Annotated in this window: 1 protein-coding gene and 1 pseudogene; both read right to left on the bottom strand. The window is 64.9% G+C overall.

Translation table 11 applies throughout. The annotated features are described in order from the left end of the window. On the bottom strand, positions 1-439 hold a 439-nt coding region (locus OQ968_RS24760), incomplete at its 3' end, for an acyltransferase (RefSeq protein ID WP_324682286.1). A 293-nt stretch (positions 440-732) separates the two neighbouring features. After that, positions 733-834 (bottom strand): annotated as a pseudogene (locus OQ968_RS24755) (GDP-L-fucose synthase); the annotation flags it as partial.

Genomic DNA, 834 nt, shown 5'->3' with positions numbered 1-834 from the left:
TGATCATGGGCGGCCATACCAGGTAGAACTGCTCCTCTACCCCCAGCGACCAATAGTGCAAAAACGGCGACGGGGCCTGGTTGGAGAAGTAGTCGATGGCGTGACCGAGGAACCACATGTTGCCGACGTACAGCGCGCACGCGATGCCATCACCAAAGATGCCCCGGACCTGCAGCGGGACTAATAGGACAGCAGACGCGATCATGGTGACGACGCCTACCGCGGCCGACGCCGGCAACAGGCGTCGGGCCCGCGCCCCGTAGAACCGGCCCAGCCGCACCTTGCCGGCGGTACTCACCTCGCGCCAGAGCAGTCCGGTGATCAAAAAGCCCGAGATGACGAAGAACACGTCCACGCCGACGAACCCGCCACCGACCCCGGGCACGCCGGCATGAAAGAGGACCACAGCCAACACCGCGACGGCGCGCAGGCCCTCGATGTCGGAGCGAAATCCCGTGTGCGCCCGGCGCGCCCCCGCCGCGGAAGAATCGCCGTCGCCCGTCGGCGGCGTCGAAGGGCTGCGCCGGAACAAGATACGTTCTCGAATCCGCTGATGACGGTTCGTTGCCGGCAGACCGGTCAATTAGAGCTTGCCCCTCCGTGATCCCACTCTCGACTTGTGTCCACCAACAAATTCCGGGCCGACAACGCGACACAAAGACTGTCGCGCACCTTACTCCACGCTCGTCCGCCCGGTGCGAGATTTGGATCAGGCTGCCGTGCTAGGCGCATTCATTGTCTTAGCGCGCCGGCGTTTGCCCGATACCACGCCACCGTTGCCTCGATGCCGTCCCGCAGCGTGATTTCCGGCCGCCATCCCGCCTGCCGCAAAAC

It is taken from the genome of Mycobacterium sp. 663a-19 (genome assembly GCF_035616495.1).
Classification (GTDB): domain Bacteria; phylum Actinomycetota; class Actinomycetes; order Mycobacteriales; family Mycobacteriaceae; genus Mycobacterium.
Note: the sequence above shows the minus strand (reverse complement) of the source record. Positions and strands in the feature narration are given on the sequence as shown.